Genomic DNA, 17,740 nt, shown 5'->3' on the forward strand with positions numbered 1-17,740 from the left:
TAGGGTTGATTATTCCCGTCCTTCCCCAACTTGTGGGTAAGCTCGCCGGCAACTCTGCCTCACAGGCCTGGTGGCTTGGTGCAATGCTCGTCAGCTACGGCCTGATGCAATTTTGCTTTGCTCCCACTCTCGGTGCTTTATCTGATAGATACGGTCGGCGCCCTCTGATGCTTCTAGGGATTTTCGGTCTAAGCATCATGTTTTTAGTTCCGGCCCTGAGTATGTCTTTGCCGGTAATTTTGGCCTCGCGCTTTGTAGGAGGAATGTTCTCGGCCAACGTAGCGGTTGCTCAGGCTTATATCGCCGACATAACGGCTAAAGAAAAAAGAGCGGCTGCCTTCGGCATGCTCGGAGCGTGTTTCGGCATCGGTTTTATCTTGGGGCCTCTTATCGGCGGGATCCTCGGAGAACACGATTTGCGGTATCCGTTTTTCCTGGCCGCCGCCCTGTCAGGACTTAACTTCTTATACGGATTATTTGTTCTTCCTGAATCCCTAAGTCTTAGTCTTCGTACTCCCTTCTCTCTGAGGAGATGCAATCCACTTAGCACTCTTGTTAATTTGTCCAGGCTGAAGAAAATCGGTTTGCTCATTGCCGTTATCGCCGTTTCTTCCTTTGCCCAGTCCATGCTTCACTCTACTTGGACTCTCTATACAGACTACCGTTACGGATGGACGCCCTTTGACATCGGCATTTCCCTAGTTTGTATAGGTGCCGTCAGCGTTGTAATGCAAGGATTCCTGATGAGAGTGTTCATCCGCAGAATCGGTGAAAAGAAAGTAGTCCTTTGCGGGCTGCTAACCGGCGCATTAGCTTATTTAGGTTTTGGCCTGGTTACTCAAGGTTCTTGGCTCTACGTCATTATCTTCTTAAATTTCATGTCTGTTGCCGTCCCTCCGACACTAAACGGCATGGTCTCAGAAAATATCAGTGCCAACGATCAAGGTATCAGCCTCGGAGCTATTTCTTCACTGAACAGTCTTATCGGCGTTATCGCTCCACTGATCGGAACCCCTCTCCTTGTACATACCGTCCATCAGGATCCGCAATCGATGCTGTCAGGTCTTGTTTATTTCATTTGTGCCGGACTTTTGTTAATGGCGTTCTTTATCGCCCTTGTTCAGTTCCGCTCATTAGGAAATAGTCAAAAAGTTTAGTGCAGGCTACCTATCTACGCTTCATAACCGAGACGGTGAAATCAAAAGCCTCAATCCACTTTTGTACGCTAGGCTCACTGAAACCAGTTTGAGGAATTAAGACTATTTTTGAGTTATTCAATACCCTAAAAACTTTTCTCTCCTTTTTTGATGATTAGACTGACAAAACAATTTGTCAGGAGAAAAAAATGAGAAAAATCGGTGTTATCGGCCTTGGACACGTTGGGTCAACTGTCGCCTACACACTAGTGACCAAGGGTATCGCAGATGAGTTAGTCCTTATCGACAACAACGATGCCAAATGCACTGCTGAGTTCTATGACTATATGGACTCTTTGCCAAGGCTCGATACCAGCACGAAGATACTGAAACAGAATTACAGCGACCTCGCAGATGCAGATGTCATCGTTACTTCATTCGGTGACATTAAAGCTCTTGCGCAAGGCGGTGATAGATTCTTGGAGTATGAATTCAACTGCAAGCAAGCTAAGGAAGTCGGAATTAAATTGCATGAAGTTGGCTTTAAAGGTGTACTGATTAATATTTCCAACCCCTGCGATGTCATTACAGGATTGCTTCGGTACTATACAGGTTTAAACCATCGGCAGGTGTTCGGCACAGGCACCTTCTTGGATACTGCAAGAATGCAGAGAGCCGTTGGAATGGCTCTTAATCAGAATCCTCATAACATCTCCGGCTACGTTCTCGGAGAGCACGGCGAATCTCAATTTACCGCTTGGTCGACAGTCTGCGTTCAAGGCAAACCAATTGAAGAGCTCGCTGGAGAAGTCGGACTAGACCTTGGTGAGCTCGATAACGCTGCCCGCGGAGGCGGCTGGCTCGTGTTTAACGGCAAGAAGTACACTTGTTATGCGATTGCAACATGTGCCGTTAAGCTTGTTCAGGCAGTATTTTCGGATTCTCGCCTAGCCTGCCCTGCTTCGGTATACGTAGATGAATTCAAATGCTATGTCGGTTATCCTGCAATCATCACTAAAGCCGGCGCGGAAATGGCCATGCCTTTGCCGCTTACCGCAGAAGAAAAAGAAAAGCTCACTGCCTCAGCCAAGATGATTAGGACCAAAACGGAAGAAGGAAAAGGTCGACAGCGTTAAAATTACCAGCATTACTGCTTTTAACAACTCCGGACGGCCTTATGAAAACCTACCTGAAAGCACTTCTTTTTACACTACCAATTTGTCTAGCCGGCTGTTCTACGATTGGAGACAATCTCAGCAGCCTAATACCGGGGGCTGGAGGTGTGCCTTCAAAGCTCACACCGCCAACAGGAAAACCTGTTCTTACCCTGCAGGCAAAGGGCGTCCAGGTTTTCAGATGCACAGTGGACTCAAAGGGCCCTTATTACCGTTTCGAGCGTCCGGATGCCACTTTGTATGAAGGCTCAGAAAAAGTCGGTACTTTGTCTGGTCCGATGTCTGCTATTTCTTACAAGGACGGCTCTTCGATTATCTCAACACGAGTATCCGCTTGGGCTAATCCGTCTGATCCTAAAAAAGATCTGGTTTTAGCCCTTCTTTCAGCTGTCCCGAATGACAAGCCTGGAGCGCTCGAAGGCGTCAGGTATATTCAAAGGTTGGACACAAAGGGAGGAATTCCTCAATCTAACTGTTCCCAGACAGAAGCGGGAAAACTTCTAAAGGTCCCGTTTACGGCCGAATTCGTATTTTGGAAGTGAAAGATTGAATGAAAGTGCCTCTTGAAAACCAAAACAATTGAGCCAAACGACTTTTGTTCTCTAATATAAATTGCCTGACTAAAAATATCAGGCAATTTTTATTATTAATCTGAAGCGGCTAGGAAAAGATTTCTACAATGAAGCAAATAACAATCCATCCAGAAACTTCTGCCGGTAAAAACAATTTGAGGCTGGAAAACCAGCCTCTTTTGTTGGTTAGCAAAGAAACACCGTCTGTTTAACAACTAGCATTCTGAAGTTCACAGGGATTCTCTCGGGAGGAGCGTACCTTCAAAACTCCCGCCAAGAGTACACCGAGAGAGGCAATGCAAATACCAGCCAAGTAGGAATAGTAGAAGTCTCCGTTATTAGAAAGAGCATTCATGAGCCATGGACCAACAGCCCCCGACAAGGCAAACCCGCAGAACATAATGCCGTAATTGGTTCCATTGAATCTTGTTCCGAAAGCTGCAGCGGTATATCCGGGAAAGATACCTAAGAAAGCACCGAATGGAAACCCGATAATAGTCAAAGCAGCGTAGAACATGATGTCGGAGCCTTGTTTGCAAGTAATCAGCATCGCTAAACCACAGATAGTAAGAATACAAGCACCCAAAAGGCTCAACGGCTGCCCGAGTTTATCGGAGATCACACCGGCAGCCAATCTTCCGAAAGTGTTAATCAAAGCAAGGAAAGCCACTGCACCGGTTGCCGCAGTAACGCTCATTCCGACCTGATTAACTGCAATGCCGACAGCCTGAGAGAAGATCATCATGCCGGTAATCGCGCCGCACAACAGAAGTGCAATCATGAGCCAGAAGTTAGTGGTTCTGACCATTTCCGACCAGTTGTAGTTGACGGCCGCTTTAACACTGCGGGGAGAATCTTTGCGGCCTGTTGTCATAAATCCCTGCGGGCACTTCTGGCTTAGAAGTCCGCCAATAACAATTACGGTGCCGAAAACAACGCCGAGAATCTGGAAAGCCACCGTGATGCCAAACTGCTGAATCAAAACGTGGGCTACAGGAGGAACTCCGACGGAGCAGAATCCGTAAGCAGCCGTAGTTAAACCGCCTGCCAGACCCGGATGATCAGGGAAAAACTTAACGGAAGTGTTAACAGTAGCGCTGTAGGTTAAGCCGACACCAAGACAGAAGATGAACCCGTAGGAAAAGAAAAGAGTAAAGAGAGACTCGGAAGCTCCGGCCCAGCAAAGACCGATAGCTACTAGCAAACCGCCTAAAACAATCTGAATCTTCGGGCCGGCTTTGTCATTTAGATAGCCGCCTAAAAGCATTGGGATCGGAGCCAGACCATTTCCTAAAGAGAAAGCCAAAGAGAGATCGCCGGCGGTAATGGTCTGACCTAAAATCTGTGACAGTTGTTCAGCCTTAGGGCCTGCAAATACACTCCATGCATAAATAGAACCGGCGCAAAGATTAATAACGCAGGCAATCGCCAGCAAGTACCATCTTTTTATCAAAACGTCCATCTAGTATTTACTCCTTTGCTTAGTTAATGGTTAGATAATTAATTTCCCTGATAAAAGGCTGCCGGCTCGTTTTTTGAAATTCTTAGAAATTGATTTTCCAAACGGAAAGTCTGCGAAGAATACACGTTCCGTCTAGGTTTGTCTCAGTAAAGAACAGTTCAAGAAGCAGATTTCACATCAATGGGAAGGTCTTCGTTAGCCATCATTAAAACTCCTTTCAGCGTGTAAACTTCTCTAAGTCATATAAATGACATAGAACTAGATCCTTACAATCCCCCGAGGAATAAAAAATGAAGCGTTCTAATATTATTCGCATGCCTGTCTATGCGCAGATCAAAGAGGCCATTCTTCAAAAACTTTCTTCGCGAGAATGGAAGTTCGACCAGCCGCTGCCCTCAGAATCAAAAATGGCTGAAGACTTTGGTGTATCCATCGGATCGGTTCGTCATGCCGTGGCTGACCTGGAAGATGCGGGAATATTGGTAAAACGCCAAGGAGTCGGAACTTTTGTGCGAAGCTACAAAGGCACCGGAGTCTGGAACAGATTTCAGAAGTTTATTCGCAAAGACGGCCGTTTGCCTGTCTTTGAGAGCAAACCGATAAAATTTGAAATCATCCCGGCACCGGAAGAGGTAGCCGCAAAAATGAAAATCGTCCCCGGAGACCCTGTAATCCATATCTTAAGAGCCATGAGCGACAATGGAGTACATACCGGAGTTGACGAATCCTTTTTAGATTTAGATACTTTCCGCGACTTAAAAATTGAAGATTTAGAGGCGGTAAAAGGTAACCTCTACAAACTTTATGAAGAAAAACTCGGCATCTATATCGCTGATGTAACCGACCTTCTGGAATTTCTGATCGTCGATGAAGCCATGAATAAGCTGACCCTTCTTCCTCTCGGCAGCCCGATGTTCGTGGTCACCCGCCAGGGAAGATTATTAAATAAAAAGACGGTAGAACTGCGCTATGAACACTGCACCGCCGTCAACTATTTGCTTCGAATTTAAAAAAAATGGGTGATTTACCGTATTGCTCTTAACGGTAAATCACCTTGTAACCAACTGTCAAAATGAGATTCAACAGCCTTAGGAGGAAGGAATTCCGATGTTAATTGAGGTTAGAGGATAAGAAGAGCAGCTACTAACATTCCGAACATGACCGGACCAGTTCTCTTAACAACTTCCATTGGGGAGACACCTGCGATACCGGCAACAAGAATCAAGCCGCCGCAAAGAGGAGAGGACAGACGGCCTAAACCACCGCCAATCGCTGCGAGGTAACCCAAGTTTTCAATTGTCATACCGAATTTAGCAGCGTGAGGTGTAACAGCTTCGTTGAAGGCAAATGCAGCAGCGTCGCCGGATCCTGTAAGGATGCCGAGAAGGTACGGACCAACTGCGCCGCCGATCTTTGCCGCACCCTGAGTTTGTGTAAGGAAAGCAACGAAAGCGTCAACAACACCGGCAGCTCTTAAACCAGCGGCGAACACGCCGGCAGCAATGATGATGCCGAGAATGTTTGCATAACCTTTGCCCATGCCGTTGAAGAATTCTTTTGTGACTTTTTCCGGACTTGTGCGAGTAACAACCATGGCGTATACGGCACCAATCAACATGGCGGTTGCCACAGACATCTTAATGGATGGAACCCAGAGGGAGAAGATGATCAAAAGAACGACCGGAACCAGCGGAGCAAGAGCGTAAATAACGTTCGGATGTTCCGGAAGTTCAGGAAGGTTAGCATTAGTTGAGTTTTCTTGTCTGGACAGATCAGCTTCGCCAACGTTCTTCTTGTAATCCTTGTAGAAGAAACATACAACTGTGAGCAAAACAATACCGAAAGCGGACAACCCGAGAGTGTACTTTGAGAAGATGCCAAGGAACTGCATAACTTCCATGGATGCTAATTTAGCAACAAAAACGTTATGAGAAATGCCTGGGTTTACAAGAGCAGGAGTAACACTGCCGACAACTGCAGCCGCAGCGACAGCCGGTTTAAAGCCAGCTCTGATCATTAACGGGATCAGCGTTGGGCCGACAGCAGCGCAGCAGCCTGCTGTGGAAGGAATAGCGATGGAAACAAGACCGGTAACGGCGCAGCATGCCGGAAGCAAGAAAATACCGAATTGTTTCAAAGGTTTTGTCAACAAGGAAACCAAATGAAGGTCGCACTTGGTGATGGAAATAACGCTTGCGAAACCGATTGCCGAGCAGATTGCGATAATCAAAGCGGCGGCGGTCATGGACTTATCAAACTGTTGGAAAGCCATCATTGGCTTCATGGACAACAGTGCCATTAAGAAACCGGCGGTTAAAAGTACTAACCGAGTTTCATAACGTTTAATCAAGGCGTAAATCGTAGCTATAACAACGGCGGTTGCCATCCAAATTGTCCAGCTCATATATTTCTCCGAAGGTTTAAGTTAGGTAATAAGAGTTATGGCTAAAGAAGAAGTTTTTCCAAATTAGATTAGTTATTAGTAATTCCGTTCGTCTGTCTGACCAAGTTCTGACAGAGTTGGATTGCCGGAGGCATGGTGTTGACGTCCTGGAGATCGAAGTCTGCGCGATGATGTCCTTTGTTATTTACGCCCCACATGAAGAATGCACCGTCGGCACCATGTTCGACAGCACGTTTGAATAACAAGGAAACGTCTTCGCTGCCGCCGATGGAGTTATAAACATCAACGGTTTTATAACCTTCCACGGTTTCTGCTGCTCTCTTCAGAAGTTCAACTCCTTTAGGAGTTGTTGTCAGAGTAGTGGCATGGCCGACAAGCTTAATTTCATACTTGACTTCGTATGCTTCGGCTGCGCCCCTAACGATGTTCGTTACGTTCTTAACCAAGAAGTTATTGACTTCTTCGGTTTCTCCGCGGGTTTCCAGCTGAATTGCAGCATGAACCGGAGTGACATTGCGGCCTTCCCCGGCATTTAGTTTGCCGATACTGACGCGAGTGTCTCCCTCGCTGTTGCGGCTAATACCCTGCATCATCATGACGGCAGAACAAGCTGCGGTCAACGCACTGCGGCCTCTTTCAGGATAAGCTCCTGCGTGAGAAGGAATGCCGGTAAAGCTGACATCTAATTTAGATGTGGCGAAGAATCCTTTAGCTCCGATCCCGAGCTGGCCCTGCTGGCAGTACATACCGCAGTGGCCGGCAAAGAAGTAATTAACATCATCGACCCAGCCTTTAGCAGCCATAGGACCTGCACCTCGGGTGCCTTCCTCAGCCGGTTGGAAAATGAATACGAAAGAACCGCAAAGATCTTCTTTGTTCTCAACAATCCATCTTGCCAAGGCCAATCCTACGGCAGTGTGACCATCGTGGCCGCAAGCGTGCATCATGCCGGGAATTTGACTTGCAAAACCTTCTTTGACAGGGACGTGATTAGCGTCACTGGTTTCTTGTACCTGAACGCAGTCCATATCGAAACGGAATGCTGTACGAGGACCTTGCCTGCCGGTATCAAATGTTCCGACGACACCGGTATAACCTTGAGTACTTTCTAAGAAAGCTGCAGGAACTCCCTGCTTTGCTGCCCTCTCAATAGCTTTTTCTACTAATTCCGGATTTCTGCCCAGTACTTCTTCCGGTACCAAGGCATCGAGGCCGATATAAACTTGCCAGCCAAGACTCTTCAATCGTTCGGAAACAAGATAAGAAGTTTCGAACTCGGTCCATCCTTCTTCAGGACGGGAGTGAATCTTTCTTCTGGTTTGAATGGCTTCTTCCAAAATATTCATTTGTCGTTCCTTGGATTTTTTTGACTAAAGCGAATACCGCCATTAAAAACCGAATAGAGTCTCAAAATTTCTTAACTCATATATATGACATATAACTAATCTTTTAAGTCCTTATCCTCTTCTAATTTCAGGTAACAATTAATTCTTTAAAAGTACAAACCCGAGCTCAACAAGAAGGCCAAAACCGGACAACTTCGAACAATTTTCTTAAGGACGGTCTTGTGTGTTTCTCGATATTTGATATTTGTTTTTCCATGAGATATTCGGGAAAAACCACGAGTGATAGGGAGTTCCCGGATAGCGCCCTCCTTGAATATTTCTTCAACGCTATTTTGAACTTCAGCAGAATTTCTCATTCGTTAGATTTTTTATCTCGGGAAGAAATTAGCTTGCTAAGAAAAATATCCATTTATCTACTCTCTTTATTTTTTGAGTCCAATTAGGGGAAACATTGGTCATATATAAGACATAAGACTAGGCAGATCTCTTGGCGGCAAAAGTTTTTTAATAAAAAAAAGAAATTCCCAATTTCACCTCTTTTCTCACCAAGGATAAGAAATGACAAAACTCAAATTAACTGCCCTGCTCGCTTGTATGCTCTCTTCTGTCGCTTATGCCGACACCGATGTCAAGCTCTACGGAAAAGTAGACTTGGCTATGCAGTACATGAAGGCCCCCGGAAAGTCTGCTGTCGTCAGCATGGAAAACCAAACCTCCCGTTGGGGCCTAATGATCAAAGAGCAGCTCAATGCCGATTGGGCAGTCAAAGCCTATTTAGAAGCTGGCTTCAGTGCAGATACCGGTGCTGAATCTACTGCAGGAGTTGCTTTTGCACGCCGCAGTATTCTTGCTATCTACAACAACAAAATCGGTGAAATCGGTTTCGGCAGAATGGGAACCGTTCAGTCCATCAGCTCTCCATACGGAATAGGTCTCCCGAATATCGATCCTTTCAGAACAGCCTATGGCCCTGCCTATGAGATCGAAGGTTCTATCGCCGGCGACGGACGCGTCAATAACGCCATCGCTTGGCTCTCCAACAAGATGAACGGCCTTCGTATCGGCGTCAGCTACTCCTTAGGAACTGATTCTGATGACCGCATTGTTCCGCAAAACAACCGCGCCATTTCCCTCGCCGTCAACTATGAGGTTGGTCCTCTCTTGATTGACTTCGGCGGTTCTCAGTTCCGTTGGGGCAAACTTCCTGCTTCCAGCTTCAGCAAAACAATGTCCAAAGCTGATGCAGCCAAACTCGGGAATAGAAAGAATTCCGAAGAATACTTCGCCGGTTTCCGTTTGAACGCTACTGACAGCACAACACTTTATTTCGCTGCGCAATACATGAAGAATTGGCGCACTTTCTATTACTGGATGCCTAAGAACGAAGCTGTCAAAGGCGACAGCACAACGGCAGGTAATCAGAATGGCGTTGATGGATGGGGTCTTAACCTGGGCTTCCGTCAAAAACTTTCGGGAAACCTCACATGGGTCGGGGCTGCAGGCTACACAGACGCAAGCTTGGAGACAGCTCAAGGTGTTAAGGAAAACGGCGAAAGATTAAGATTTGCTACTGCCTTAGAATACTCTTTAACCAAACGTACCAGCGTATATGCCACAGCCGCATACGGCAGAAACTACGGTCAGCTGATTAAATACAGCGGAGGCAAGAACCTGTATACCGGCATGGTCGGAATGGCCCACTGGTTCTAATCCGTTTTTTTGTTAATTTCTAGCGTTTAGGCTGTCTATGGCATGAGAGACAGCGGAAAAGCGGACACGCAGTTTTGTCCGCTTTCTTTTTGCCCATCACAAGTGAGGAAAATATTAAGATGAGTACCAAATTCGTAGCCAGCGGAGATTGCTTCATTACTAGAAGCATTCCTGAAAACGGTTATCGGGGATTCAAAGAAATCAAAGAGCTAATCGAAACGGCAGATGTCCGCTTCACGAATTTAGAGATGACTTTCCATGATCAGGAAGGATATCCGGCTGCTGCGAGCGGCGGTACATGGGCCATGGCAGCTCCAAAACTGATTGATGATGTCTGCAAATACGGCTTCAATTTATTCAATACGGCCAACAACCACTCGGGAGATTTCGGTCAAGAAGGCGTCATGGCAACAATTCGCCATTTGAAGGAAAGAGAGCTTATCTTTGCCGGCTCCGGCGAAAATCTTAGAGAGGCTGCAAGAGCCGTTTATCTCGATACCAAAGAAGCAAGAGTCGCATTGATCGGCATTACGTCTTCTTTTGATCCGGCAGCTGCCGCCGGTGGGCCGAGCATTGATATGATGGGACGACCAGGTCTGAATCCTCTCAGATTCAAAACCATCCACCACGTCAATGAAAAACACTTTGAAATGGCCAAAGAGCTTGCGGAGGTCTCCGAAGCCAACAATTTGAGAACACTCAAAACACAAGCCGGTTACCTTCCTCCCCTTCCAAACGATATTTTTCCGTTCGGGAAACTAACTTTCAAACTGACTGACGGAGAAGAAAGAAATGAAACAGTTCCTCATCCGGCAGATGTCGAAAGAACTATTCGGGAGATCAAAGAAGCGAAAAGACAGGCTGACATTGTTCTAGTAAGTATTCATGCCCATGAATTCCTCGGCCTAGAGATGGACAAACCGGCAGAATTCTTAAGAACTTTTGCCAGAAAGTGTATTGATGCCGGTGCTTCCGTTGTAATTGGACATGGCCCCCATGAACTCAGAGGCGTTGAAAAATATGGAGACGGCTTGATTTTCTACAGTCTCGGCAACTTTATTTTTCAAACAGAAACCATCGAAAGACAACCGGTGGAGGCTTATACAAACATGGGCATGCCGTCTGACTCACAAGTCGGCGACTTAATGGATAAGAGATCCGGCAACGGTACCCGCGGCTTTGCAGCACAAAAAACAATTTGGTCTGCAATCCTTCCTGTCTGGGAAATGGAGGGCGGAAAAATTACTTCCGTCACACTCCATCCCATCGATCTTCATCAGCATGATCCTCGTTCACGGAAAGGCTCCCCCACCCTTACTGACTCGGACGAAGCTCTTCATCATTTAAAGGAACTCTCAAGAGAGTTTGGAACTGATATTCAGATCAAAAACGGTAAAGGCTACATTGATATGGCAGCCGAAGCTTGATTCAATTGTTTATCTTCCTGTTGTTTGCATCCTCCTAGGCCAGACTCTAGGAGGATTTTTTTAGTTCTCGTTTGAAAGAAAAAGTCTGCAGGAGAAAGGTCGCTAATTTAGGTTTTTTCTGCCAATATCTTTACTCTCAAACACTAGGGGGATAGTGCCTCCTCCCAATGCTTTCTCAAAGATTCTTTTTGTAGAAATCCACGATCTTCTGCCACGGAATAAACTTGTCGTTATCGTACAAGTCAACATGATTAGCTCCGGAAATGATCACTAACTCTTTATTGTCACCAGTCAGCTTTTTAAACGCGTCTTGACTGAAATATAAAGAATGAGCTTTTTCTCCATGCATCATCATTACCGGGCTACGGATTTCGTCGCTGTAGGCCAGTATCGGCATATTCATGAAAGACAGCTGGGAAGTTTTTGTCCATCCCTCGTTTGAATTCAGAGATCTTGGATGGTAACCGCGAGGTTGCTTGTAATACTCCCAGTATTCTTTAACAAACAACGGCTCAGACCCGTTAAGCTTATCCGGAAGGCCGCCGGCTCTTTCAGGCATACCCGTTAAGGAATCCTTGGTTCTTTGCTCATTTAACTTCTCTCGGAGCTTGTACCTGTCCTCAACAGTCATTGAATCAAAATAGCCTTTCGACAGCACTCTCGTCATGTCATACATAGTTGAAGTGACTGTGGCTTTAATGCGCGGATCATTGGCTGCCGCGTTTAGAGCGAAACCGCCGAAACCACATATCCCAAGGATACCGATTTTATTAGGATCCACATCTTTTCTTGTAGACAAATAATCAACTGCGGCACTGAAATCCTCGGTGTTGATATCAGGTGAGGCCACCGCTCTTATTTCGCCTCCGCTTTCACCTGTAAATGACGGATCGAAGGCCAAGGTAATAAATCCGTTTTCAGCCAGTCTCTGAGCATACCTTCCTGAAGCCTGTTCCTTCACAGCTCCAAATGGTCCGGACACAGCAACCGCCGGCAACTGAGTTTTGTTGCTCTTTGGAATATACAGATCTCCAACTAACGGAACACCATAACGATTTTTAAAACTGACCTTAACACATTCGACTTTGTCACTTGGAGGAAAAGTCTTATCCCATTTATCTGCCGTATTCAACAATGTCACTTTCTTATCCTCTGCGTATACTAATGAACCAAGAGCCGCAGTGGCTAAAGAAGCAACTATCAGATCTCGTCTAAACATCTCAAACCTCAAAAATAATTTTTTTGAAATTTTAAGAACGAGTAAAATTTATATCCAATACTTATTTATTTGAAAGAGATATAAGAAAAAGGCATATCAATGGACATTCGGACTTTGAAGTATTTTGTAAAAGTTGCAGATGAAAAGAGCTTTCTGAGAGCATCCGAAAAATTATTTACTACTCAGCCGAATGTCTCCCGAACCATTAAGCAGCTTGAAGAAGAGTTGAATGTACAGCTATTTATTCGGCACGGAAAAGGCGTCTCATTATCCCCGGCAGGCATTTCATTGCTTAAGCGGGCTAAAGTTATCGTTGAGTTGACCGATAAAGCAAAAGCAGAGCTCGCATCCGAAACTATTCCTCAAATTAGCATCGCTGCCGGTGAGACAACCGCCATCGGCCCACTCGGAACGGCCTTGAAACAACTCAGAAAACAATATCCCCAAGCACTCCTGCACATCTACAGCGGCAACGAAGAAGAAGTTTGTACAAAAATCGATGATAGAACCTCTGATCTAGGAATCATTTTTGATTCCAAACGACTTCATTCCTACGACTACTACCGCCTCCCAAGACTAGAAAAATGGGCCTTGGTGATGAGAAACGACGCACCTTTGGCCAAGGAAAAGTTTATTACTCCGGAAATGATCAAAGGTCTGCCGTTAATTCTGAGCAGGACCCTTCTTACCGTCAACATGCTTCCCGGTTGGCTGGGATATGGCATCGATCAGTTGAACATTGCCGCTACCTTCAATCTTGCGACAACACCAAAATTTATCATCCCGACCACCGATTATTACATGTTAACTTTCGGTGATATCGTGGTCGGTCCGGAAGAGAAAAACTTAACAGCAGTGCCCTTGAAACCGCCTCTTGAAAGTCCTATGTTTCTAATATGGTCTAAAGAACTTATTTTTAACAAGCCTCTTAAACTTTTCTTAGACTGCTTAGTAAAAACATTTCAAGAACAGGCCAAAGAAACACAGGATAAGCCGTTTTTACTCGGATGACTACGTCGTTTATCACGTGTACTCTTAGACTCCTTCCACGGCCATCCAATCTTTCCTCATTACGTTTTGGTCTGTTAAAAAATCGAGAAAGAACCTCCAAAAATTAGAAGCTCTTCCTCGACGGACAGCTGTCCGCTATTTCGGCTGGAATTGATATTTGTGGCACTCTGCACAGTTGTTGACCGGCGCTTCATGCATGCGGTGGCACAAAATGCACTCGCCGTTATGAGGCGGATTGTGAGGATTCACAGATTTATTTAGATGTTTTGTTTTTTCTATCAGCGGCTCTCTAGGATGGCACTGCAGACAAACTTTATCGGTCGGCTCTTTTGGCTTATTCATATCTGTGCCATGGCAAATCACGCATTGCACACCTTTTTGAACATGTTTATCCGCACCAAAGTCAGCTGCTTGTACCATCGTTGCCGAGCAAAGAAGAAGAGCGAACAAAGTCAAAACTTTTCTCATAATTACTCTTTTTTCAGGCTTGGGCGCCTCAGGCGCCCAATTTAATGGATTATTTAGGGGCCGCGACTGGGTCGACCGCGATGGCTCTACCATCGCCAACATGGCTTCTCTGGGCGCTGTTGTAGAAGGCGCAACGCTTGACGAATTGGCCAAGAAGACAGGTATGGATCCCACCAAGCTTAAGGCTTCCGTTGATGAATACAACAAAGTTGCAACCGGTAAAGTTGAAAAAGACAAATATGGCTTTGTTGCTAATAACAAAGAAGATAAGCCTATGACCGAAGGTCCTTGGTATGCCGTTAAGAAAGTTCCAACCGTTCACCACACCATGGGCGGTCTGAAAATCAACACCCAGACTCAGGTTCTTGATGCGGCCGGAAAACCAATTCCTGGACTTTATGCAGCCGGCGAAGTCACAGGCGGTATTCACGGAGCTAACCGTCTTGGCGGAAATGCCATTGCTGATATCTTCACCTTCGGAAGACAGGCTGGTAAGGTGGCAGCAACTGCACAATAGAAGCGACAGTTTAGATTTGATTTGAGTTAATTTGGCGCCCAAGAGAAATCTTGGGCGTTTTTTCTTTAAAAACTCATCCAAAATAGATCAATCAGATATATTGAACCACTCACGCCTTTGAAAGTAAATTTTCCGAGATTTCGCAGCCCGAACTCTTCACTAATTTGCATCCCAACGGGCGCCAATCGTTTTAAAAATTTCGGTTTCTGTTCTATGAGTTGCAAAAACATCATCTATGCCTGACTTTTACGGCGCAAATCCTTTGAGAAGACCGAACAATCGGCGCTCACCGCCCAAACGGTAAAAAACCGTTTTAGATAAATGAGTTATAATAATAGTTTGTCTAAAGATATGTCGTTCATGGAGGAATTTAATGGAGCTCAAAGCCACGACTGTAGGAGGTTATCTTAGAGAATTACCTGCCGATCGGCGTGTTGCCATGGCTCGCGTCTGCAGTATGATTAGACGTTCAGCTAGAGGCGTCCGCGAAAGCATGAGATATGGGCTCGCTTTTTATGAACTTCATGGTCCTCTTTTCGCCCTTGAATCAACAGAAAAAACAATGACTCTTTTCATTGCTGAACCTTCTGTTGTTGAAAACTATAAAGACAGCGTTAAGGGCGTTTTGGCTGACCGCAGTGCTATTTGTTTTGACGACCTTAACCGTATCCCTCTCGACAGCCTCGAAAAAATCGTTCGTGATTCCGTTGCTGCCAGAAGAGAACGCGTAAAAACAACTCCGGCACCGACACAAAAAGAACTTCTTGAACTCTGGAAAATCACGGAGGAAGAAGCTAAGGCACCTCCTCCCATTGTCCGCATTCCAATGGGTAAGGATGAAGAGGAAGTTCAACAGGAAGTTAAAGTCGAGGTTGAAGAGCCGGAAAAGCCTGTTGAAATTTTGAGAGCTCCGACTTTCAAGGATCCGGCTATGACCGCCAGCTCTCAGCCGAAAAATCCGGCTCTAAAAAAGGTTGCTGCTCCGGCAAAAAGTCCTATCCGCAGACGGGCCCCTAGGAAAACGGCTGCTGCGGCCGAAGACACAACGGCAAAACCAAAGAGAACCAGAAGAACAAAAGCGAAAACCGCTGAAGAATAACAAGTTTTAATTTTTAAGCATATAACTCTCGATTTCCCAAGATAAGTTCGAACGGAAATCGAGAGTTTTTTATTGTGTATATTCTTTTCCTCATGGGACAATGGGATAGGTGTCCGTTGTACTATTCACGTCTCTTTTTCCACTTTTTTTAATTCGTTTGTATTTCACTATGGACTCTCGAGAAAAGAAAAAACTCTGGAAGTGGCTCGTTGTCGCTGTGGCCTTGATTTTCTTTGCTTTTATGGCATTATTGCCCCTTCCTTGGGAGGAGGGCGATGATGTTCCGGCACCGAATCCAAATATCACAAGTCCATGATCCCATTCAGAACATTTTTTCCTATTACACTTATTGCAATAGGTAATATAACGAATTGAAATTCATTGTTACATTGGAACCTGTTTTTACCGCTTTATGAAAAAGAACGATAAAAAGCTTATATGGGAGCTTTCTGCAGTCATCGGCTGCAAGCTCGCAATCATTGCTGCAATATGTTTTGTCTTCTTCGGACCTGATACCAAAACCGAGCAGACTCCTGAAGCCGTAAGCGCAGGTATTCTTTCCAGAAATACTTCTATTAACACTTCTTTAATTAATAACGAAAAAGGAGAGGGAATATGCTCTCAACAGAACTAGTTGATCTGTCGCGCCTGCAATTTGCGGCGACCGCGATGTATCACTACCTTTTTGTCCCACTAACTTTGGGTCTCTCGATGATTTTGGTAGCAATGGAAGCCTGCTACCTAAAGACCGGGAAACAAGTCTACAAAGACATGGTGAAATTCTGGGGCAAGTTATTTGGTATTAACTTTGCCTTGGGTGTCACAACCGGTATTACCATGGAGTTCCAATTCGGTACTAACTGGTCATACTATTCTCACTATGTAGGGGACATTTTCGGTGCTCCTCTTGCTATTGAAGGCTTAATGGCTTTCTTCTTAGAGTCCACTTTCATCGGCCTATTCTTCTTTGGATGGGATAAAGTCAAGAAAGGCACTCACTTCTTATGTACTATCCTCATGGCATTAGGCTCCAACCTTTCCGCTCTGTGGATTCTTGTTGCTAACGGTTGGATGCAATACCCTGCCGGTGCCAGCTTCTCTTATCAGACAATGCGTATGGAAATGAATGACTTCTTTGCAGTCATTCTCAGCCCATGGGCTCAGACAAAGTTCTTCCATACCATTACTGCCGGCTACGCCACCGGTGCTGCTTTCGTTTTGGCAATCTCCGCATGGTACTTGCTCAAAGGCCGTGACATTGACTTCGCAAAACGCAGCTTCCGTGTTGCTGCCTGCTTTGGCTTCTGTGCTTCATTGCTTGCCGCTTGGCAAGGCGACGAATCCGGCTATTTAGCAGCTCAAGACCAGCCGGCTAAGTTAGCAGCTATGGAAGGTATGTGGGAAACTGAACCTGCTCCGGCTGCAATGGCTTTAGTCGCTTTTGCTGATCCGGAAAAGCAAGAGAATACTTTCGAAATCAAAGTTCCTTATCTCGCCGGTATTCTTGCAACCCGCAGCTTCGATAAGACAGTTCCGGGCCTTAAAGAAATTATTGCTGAAAACAAGGTCAAGATTGCTAGCGGCGTAGTAGCTGTCGGCGCTCTTGAGCAGCTCAGAAAAGATCCGAATAACGCTGAAGTCAAAGCTCTCTTTGAACAGCACAAGAAAGATCTTGGCTTCGGACTGTTGACTAAGAAATATCAGAACGACCCTGCTAAGGTTACTGAAGCAGATATCCAAAAAGCTGCTAACGATTCCATCCCATACTCTATCGACGCAATGTTCTATGCATTCCGTTTGATGGCTGGCGTCGGCGTTGCTTTGATTTTCATCTTCGGTCTCTCTCTTTGGTACGCATACAAGAGAGTTATCGATAAGAAGCATTGGCTTCTTAAATTGGCCGTCATCTCCGTTCCATTACCCTGGCTTGCTTGCGAAGCAGGTTGGTTCGTTGCTGAATACGGCAGACAGCCATGGACAATTTGGGAAATTCTCCCGACCCACTTGTCTGTTTCTTCCTTGTCTGTAGGTTCAGTCTGGGGTTCATTAGCCAGCCTGGTTATTCTTTACACCGGCTTGCTCATTGTTGAAGCTTGGTTGATGATTCGTTTCGCTAAATTAGGTCCTAGCTCTTTGGGAACAGGCGCCTATCACCACGAACAAGCTGCCAAGGCTGCCAAGTAAGGAGGGTACA

16 protein-coding genes and 1 pseudogene are annotated in these 17,740 nt (G+C 45.6%); 12 read left to right on the top strand and 5 right to left on the bottom strand.

Going from position 1 to position 17,740, the window contains the following annotated elements; all coding sequences use genetic code 11:
• The 3 genes from ACYQ4O_RS03610 to ACYQ4O_RS03620 form a co-directional block, all read left to right on the top strand.
• Nucleotides 1-1,157 (top strand): MFS transporter (locus ACYQ4O_RS03610; RefSeq protein ID WP_460174787.1); only part of this gene is annotated, 1,157 nt, incomplete at its 5' end.
• A gap of 188 nt (nucleotides 1,158-1,345) precedes the next feature.
• A complete protein-coding gene (locus ACYQ4O_RS03615; RefSeq protein ID WP_460174788.1) occupies nucleotides 1,346-2,272 on the top strand; it encodes an L-lactate dehydrogenase in 927 nt (308 codons plus the stop codon).
• 41 nt (nucleotides 2,273-2,313) lie between these two features.
• Nucleotides 2,314-2,853 (top strand): DUF3455 domain-containing protein, encoded by a 540-nt coding sequence (locus ACYQ4O_RS03620; protein WP_460174789.1) that lies wholly within the window; start codon nucleotides 2,314-2,316, stop codon nucleotides 2,851-2,853.
• A 238-nt stretch (nucleotides 2,854-3,091) separates the two neighbouring features.
• Here ACYQ4O_RS03620 and ACYQ4O_RS03625 read toward each other — a convergent pair whose 3' ends face one another.
• Nucleotides 3,092-4,345: an L-lactate MFS transporter gene (locus ACYQ4O_RS03625; protein WP_460174790.1), complete on the bottom strand. Its 1,254-nt coding sequence runs from the start codon at nucleotides 4,343-4,345 to the stop codon at nucleotides 3,092-3,094.
• Nucleotides 4,346-4,635: 290 nt separating this feature from the next.
• Between ACYQ4O_RS03625 and ACYQ4O_RS03630 the strand changes: the two genes are divergently transcribed.
• The gene (locus tag ACYQ4O_RS03630; protein WP_460174791.1) at nucleotides 4,636-5,355 is read left to right on the top strand and encodes a GntR family transcriptional regulator; all 720 of its coding nucleotides are present in this window, start codon (nucleotides 4,636-4,638) and stop codon (nucleotides 5,353-5,355) included.
• A 110-nt stretch (nucleotides 5,356-5,465) separates the two neighbouring features.
• On the opposite strand, the gene dcuC is transcribed toward ACYQ4O_RS03630, so the two are convergent.
• Together dcuC and ACYQ4O_RS03640 are read right to left on the bottom strand one after the other, a co-directional pair.
• Nucleotides 5,466-6,749 (bottom strand): C4-dicarboxylate transporter DcuC, encoded by a 1,284-nt coding sequence (gene dcuC, locus ACYQ4O_RS03635; protein WP_460174792.1) that lies wholly within the window; start codon nucleotides 6,747-6,749, stop codon nucleotides 5,466-5,468.
• A gap of 68 nt (nucleotides 6,750-6,817) precedes the next feature.
• Nucleotides 6,818-8,095 carry an amidohydrolase gene (locus ACYQ4O_RS03640; protein ID WP_308513173.1) on the bottom strand — a complete coding sequence of 426 codons (1,278 nt, stop codon included), beginning with the start codon at nucleotides 8,093-8,095 and terminating at the stop codon, nucleotides 6,818-6,820.
• A 558-nt stretch (nucleotides 8,096-8,653) separates the two neighbouring features.
• On the opposite strand from ACYQ4O_RS03640, the gene ACYQ4O_RS03645 reads away from it, so the two are divergent.
• The gene (locus ACYQ4O_RS03645; RefSeq protein ID WP_460174793.1) at nucleotides 8,654-9,805 is read left to right on the top strand and encodes a porin; all 1,152 of its coding nucleotides are present in this window, start codon (nucleotides 8,654-8,656) and stop codon (nucleotides 9,803-9,805) included.
• A 119-nt stretch (nucleotides 9,806-9,924) separates the two neighbouring features.
• Nucleotides 9,925-11,232, top strand: coding sequence for a CapA family protein (locus ACYQ4O_RS03650; RefSeq protein ID WP_460174794.1), 1,308 nt, complete (start codon nucleotides 9,925-9,927; stop codon nucleotides 11,230-11,232).
• A gap of 175 nt (nucleotides 11,233-11,407) precedes the next feature.
• Here the strand turns inward: ACYQ4O_RS03650 and ACYQ4O_RS03655 are convergent, their stop codons facing one another.
• Complete coding sequence (locus ACYQ4O_RS03655; RefSeq protein ID WP_460174795.1) at nucleotides 11,408-12,451, bottom strand: alpha/beta hydrolase; 1,044 nt, start codon at nucleotides 12,449-12,451, stop codon at nucleotides 11,408-11,410.
• 99 nt (nucleotides 12,452-12,550) lie between these two features.
• On the opposite strand from ACYQ4O_RS03655, the gene ACYQ4O_RS03660 reads away from it, so the two are divergent.
• Complete coding sequence (locus ACYQ4O_RS03660; RefSeq protein WP_460174796.1) at nucleotides 12,551-13,462, top strand: LysR family transcriptional regulator; 912 nt, start codon at nucleotides 12,551-12,553, stop codon at nucleotides 13,460-13,462.
• A 135-nt stretch (nucleotides 13,463-13,597) separates the two neighbouring features.
• Here ACYQ4O_RS03660 and ACYQ4O_RS03665 read toward each other — a convergent pair whose 3' ends face one another.
• Nucleotides 13,598-13,930 (bottom strand): cytochrome c3 family protein, encoded by a 333-nt coding sequence (locus tag ACYQ4O_RS03665; protein WP_460174797.1) that lies wholly within the window; start codon nucleotides 13,928-13,930, stop codon nucleotides 13,598-13,600.
• Between the two features lie 64 nt (nucleotides 13,931-13,994).
• On the opposite strand from ACYQ4O_RS03665, the pseudogene ACYQ4O_RS03670 reads away from it, so the two are divergent.
• The 5 genes and pseudogenes from ACYQ4O_RS03670 to ACYQ4O_RS03690 all read left to right on the top strand — a co-directional run.
• Nucleotides 13,995-14,447, top strand: a pseudogene (locus ACYQ4O_RS03670) (FAD-binding protein); the annotation flags it as partial.
• A gap of 373 nt (nucleotides 14,448-14,820) precedes the next feature.
• Nucleotides 14,821-15,546: a DUF1801 domain-containing protein gene (locus ACYQ4O_RS03675; protein WP_308513162.1), complete on the top strand. Its 726-nt coding sequence runs from the start codon at nucleotides 14,821-14,823 to the stop codon at nucleotides 15,544-15,546.
• A gap of 169 nt (nucleotides 15,547-15,715) precedes the next feature.
• A complete protein-coding gene (locus ACYQ4O_RS03680) occupies nucleotides 15,716-15,862 on the top strand; it encodes a hypothetical protein (protein ID WP_157108112.1) in 147 nt (48 codons plus the stop codon).
• 96 nt (nucleotides 15,863-15,958) lie between these two features.
• The gene (gene cydP, locus ACYQ4O_RS03685; protein ID WP_277036321.1) at nucleotides 15,959-16,180 is read left to right on the top strand and encodes a cytochrome oxidase putative small subunit CydP; all 222 of its coding nucleotides are present in this window, start codon (nucleotides 15,959-15,961) and stop codon (nucleotides 16,178-16,180) included.
• Nucleotides 16,162-17,730, top strand: coding sequence for a cytochrome ubiquinol oxidase subunit I (locus ACYQ4O_RS03690; protein WP_308513161.1), 1,569 nt, complete (start codon nucleotides 16,162-16,164; stop codon nucleotides 17,728-17,730). The genes cydP and ACYQ4O_RS03690 overlap by 19 nt, the downstream gene beginning before the upstream one ends.
• Nucleotides 17,731-17,740 lie beyond the last annotated feature (10 nt).

It is taken from the genome of Turicimonas sp. TL08, assembly GCF_054660695.1.